Here is a 3,753-nt window from a genome sequence, read left to right as displayed (position 1 = left end):
ATCGTGACCGGCAGGTGGCGGATGTGCGCGTCGAGGGCGGAGTAGAGCACGCACTGCTCCGTGACCTGCCCGCACAGGACGAGGCCGGTCACGTCGAGGGAGTTCAGAAGGTAGGCGAGCGGGGTCTCGTAGAAGATCGAGTGGCGTGCCTTGACGACGAAGTACGCGGACTCGTCGGGTCGGATCGGTTCGACGAGGTCGGCGTGCGGGCTCGCGAGGGCCACCTCCAGGAGCTCCCCGTGGTGGGAGCGCCATTTCCCGAAGTTGTCGTTGGCGTAGACCACGGGGACGTCCCGTTCTCGGGCTTGTGCGAGCAGGTTTCGCACGGCGGGCAGGGCCCGCGAGGCGGACGGGATCAGGAGTTCGGCGTCCTCGTGGTCATACGTGTTGAGCATGTCGATGACGACGAGTGCGGGCGTCTTCGCCACGGTCCACCTCCCAGGACCGGTGATGACCGGTGATGTGCCGGGCCGACCGGCTCGCGTATGGGGTGCGGGTGCGGTCGGCCCCGCGTGATCAGTACCCGAGTGCTTCCTCGAGCTGGTGCTTGTTCATGTGGGACCGGCCTTGGATCCCGTGTTCCGCGGCTCGATGGCGCAGTTCCTGCAGGGTGAGGTGGGAGGAGCCGCCGCGCCGGCCGGAACGGTGGGTGCCGTCTGGGTGGAGGACGACCTTCGTCCAGCCGTCGTCGCGGTTGTCGAAGTGCTCGTACGCCGAGGGGGCCTCGTCCAGGTCGAGTTCGTGGGAGACGACGAAGCTGGGCTCCGCCCTGCCGCCTGCGATGAGGTCGCGCAGCGCCCGGTTGTACCGCTTGACCGGGGCCTGGCCGGTGCCGATCGTCTGCCCCTTGAACCAGAGCTTGCCGAAGTCGATCGGAATCTTCCCCTCGGCGGCAAGCTCCCCCTGTGCCTCGAGGGCTCCTGGGTCTTCGGGGACGAACACCCCGACAACGCCGATCCTGCCGGTGAAGCGGACGGAGTCGATGAGGCCGTTCATGGTGAGGGTGGCGTCCTCGCGGCCCTGGGGGTCGTGGGCCTGGTAGCCGACGCATTCGCAGCCGTTGTCGGCGCCGAGGCCGAGGGTGGCGTCCTTGACGACTTCGGCGGGGTCCTGCTCGGCGGTGTTGATGGGGATGGCGCCGATCTGCTCGGCGAGGCGGAGCCGGTCGGGCTGGTGGTCGGCAACCCAGACCCGCCCGGCGCCCTTGAGCAGGGCCGAGTAGGCGGCCATCAGACCGACCGGGCCCGCGCCGTGGACAACCGTCTGGTCGCCGGGCTTGACTCCGGCCATCTCCGTGGCGTGATAGCCGGTCGGGAAGATGTCGGCCAGCATCACGTAGTCGAGCTGGCGCTCGGCGGCGTCCTCGCCCAGGCGCAGGGCGTTGAAGTCGCCGTACGGGACGCGCAGCAGCTCGGCCTGCCCGCCCTGGTACGGGCCCATTTCCGCGAAGCCGTAGGCCGCGCCCGCCATGTCCGCCTTCGGCTGCATGGTGAGGCAGTAGTTCGTCAGGCCCTGCTCGCACTGCTTGCAGAAGCCGCAGGCGATGTTGAAGGGCAGCACCACCCAGTCACCGACCTTCACCTTGCCGACGGCCGCACCGACCTCGACCACCTGCCCCAGGTTCTCGTGGCCCATGGCCCGGCCGGTCTCGAATGAGGTCCGTCCTTCGTACATGTGGAGGTCGGATCCGCAGATGTTCGTGGTCGTGACCTTCACGAGAAGGTCGGCGGGGTGCTCGATCCTCGCGTCGGGAACGTCCTTCACCGTCACTGTCCGCGGTCCTTCGTACACTGCAGCTTTCATGATCGTTCCTTGGCCGCCGTATTGAAGAAGTCCCCTTTGTCGCGGGTACCCCATGCGTCACCGCCAAACGACGGGATCGCCGGAATCGCCGGAGTCGGCCTCGGACGTGCGGCCTCGCCCCTGGCCCGTGGCCCGTGACGCGTGACCGGAACCACGACCCCACATCGTGCGGCTTCACTGGCGGGCCCAGCCCACTCCACCTCGCGCCGCCCGGGCAGCCCCGCCCCGCCGCCGGCCACCGGAGCCCCCGAGCTCCCCTGTGGCCGTCCGCGCGGTCATCGCGTCGGAGCCGGCCCGTTTGGCCGCGACCTCCCCGAGCAGGACGTGACCACTCCCCTGCCCGGCATTTCGCTCCCCCAGCGGTCAGCGGCTCCGAGCTATAAGGCCCGGCCGGAGCCTGGATGCATTCCGTCGCATCTGGCCTCTCGACTTCTCGACTTCGCGACTTCTCGAACTCGACCATGCCGGGGAGGGAGTAGTTTTCTGCGCGCGGGAGTCGGCACGGCTGCTCGGCGAGCAGGGCCGACAGGCAGAGGAACTGGAGATACTCGCGCCGCACCTCGCTACCTTTAGTCAGGGACGCAGAATGCAGTGCCCTCTGCCGAGGAGCACGAAGAGCAGTAGAAAGCACATTGCCCCGAAGGAAGAATGGTGCGCACCATGAAGTACACCGTCTCCACCGAGATCGCCCTGCCGCGGGAGAAGGTGGTCCGGCTGCTCGCCGACCCGGCATACCTGCCGAAATGGCTGCGGGGCCTGGTGCTGCACGAGCCGCTGAGTGGGGAGCACGGTCAGCTCGGCACCAAGTCGCGGGTCGTGATGGAGATGGGCAAGCGGCAGATGGAGTGCACCGAGACCATCACGCGCCGGGAACCGGCGGACCTGAGTGAGATCTCGAAATCGAGCGTCGTTCACTTCGACCGCGAGATCGTCGGCGAGGGCATGTGGAGCGCCGTGCGCGACCGGCTGAGGGAAGCCGGCCCGGAAACGACGCTGTGGGAGAGCGAGAACGAATACCGGTTCAGCAGCTTTCTGATGAAGCTGGTGGGGATTCTGATGCCCGGCGCCTTCCGGAAGCAGTCGCAACAGCACATGCAGGACTTCAAGGCGTTCGCCGAGCAGGGAAAAGACGTCCGCGAGGCGAAGGACTGATCTGCCGTAACTGGTCGGGCGCCTGACGGCGCGGCGTGTTGATGGGACGGCGCCGGCAACCACGCGGCAGGTTGCAGGGCGTCGGTAGGATCAGCGCTCTCATAAGGGGTGCGATGCGAATATCAGGTCGGGATGGCACGGGGCGGAAGTACGCGTTGACTTCGGACGACGACGACAGCGACTTCTGGGGCTTTGCTCACGAGGCCGACGGGCTCTTCACGCCTCTGCCGGGTGAGGAGGGCGCACGTCGAGTGCACCTCGTAGGGTGCCTACCGGAGGGTGGCCTGCTGAAGAGCGTCGATCATGTCGGTAGTCGTCGCGCCGTGGCGGGGAACGCCTGGCTCGCCCTTCTCGACCGGGACGGCGCCACCATGGGGTCCTACTTCGTCAACGAGGTCACCGTAATCGACGTCAAGCCTTCCGCTGATGGAGTCGGCCTCGTCGACCTCACGGTGACGCTGTGGTGCGAGAACGCCCTGCCCGGAGCGGAACGAGCCTGGGACCTGCTCCGCACCGGTCGCCTGAACCAGACCGGAATGTGGCACGATCTCGCACCCGCAGACCGGCAGGCATGGCTATCGGTGGCGCTGTGGTCCCGGGAGTACCAATGCCGGGGAAAGCCCGATGCACCCGCGGGCCAAGTGTTCACCTTGAACGGCCGGCACATCGTCGACAAAGACAGCTTCTACTGCGCGATCGGTGAGGCCATCAACGGACCCGGCGGATATTTCGGCTGGAACCTTGACGCCCTGGACGACTGTCTCTTCGGCGGCTGGGGCACCCCTTCCCCCTTCACCT

Annotated in this window: 4 protein-coding genes; 2 read left to right on the top strand and 2 right to left on the bottom strand. The window is 67.4% G+C overall.

Annotation, left to right across the window (positions count from 1 at the left end; all coding sequences use genetic code 11):
• Window positions 1-428: isochorismatase family cysteine hydrolase (locus ACFWVD_RS28075; RefSeq protein WP_379247848.1), on the bottom strand; the 428-nt coding region annotated here is incomplete at its 3' end.
• An 88-nt stretch (window positions 429-516) separates the two neighbouring features.
• On the bottom strand, window positions 517-1,803 hold the full coding sequence (locus tag ACFWVD_RS28070; RefSeq protein WP_379247846.1) for a glutathione-independent formaldehyde dehydrogenase: 1,287 nt from the start codon (window positions 1,801-1,803) through the stop codon (window positions 517-519).
• A 660-nt stretch (window positions 1,804-2,463) separates the two neighbouring features.
• Between ACFWVD_RS28070 and ACFWVD_RS28065 the strand changes: the two genes are divergently transcribed.
• Window positions 2,464-2,955, top strand: a complete 492-nt coding sequence (locus ACFWVD_RS28065; RefSeq protein WP_379247844.1) for an SRPBCC family protein — start codon at window positions 2,464-2,466, stop codon at window positions 2,953-2,955.
• Window positions 2,956-3,596: 641 nt separating this feature from the next.
• On the top strand, window positions 3,597-3,753 hold a 157-nt coding region (locus ACFWVD_RS28060; protein ID WP_379247850.1), incomplete at its 3' end, for a barstar family protein.

Origin of the sequence: Nocardia sp. NPDC058666, assembly GCF_042714895.1 — a bacterium.
GTDB lineage: Bacteria > Actinomycetota > Actinomycetes > Mycobacteriales > Mycobacteriaceae > Nocardia.
The sequence above is the reverse complement of the archived record's forward strand: the minus strand, read 5'-3'. Positions and strand labels throughout refer to the sequence as shown.

Excerpts from the sequence above, each read along its gene's own strand:
- ACFWVD_RS28070 (WP_379247846.1), bottom strand. The coding sequence starts at position 1,803 with ATGAAAGCTGCAGTGTACGAAGGACCGCGGACAGTGACGGTGAAGGAC.
- ACFWVD_RS28065 (WP_379247844.1), top strand. The coding sequence starts at position 2,464 with ATGAAGTACACCGTCTCCACCGAGATCGCCCTGCCGCGGGAGAAGGTG.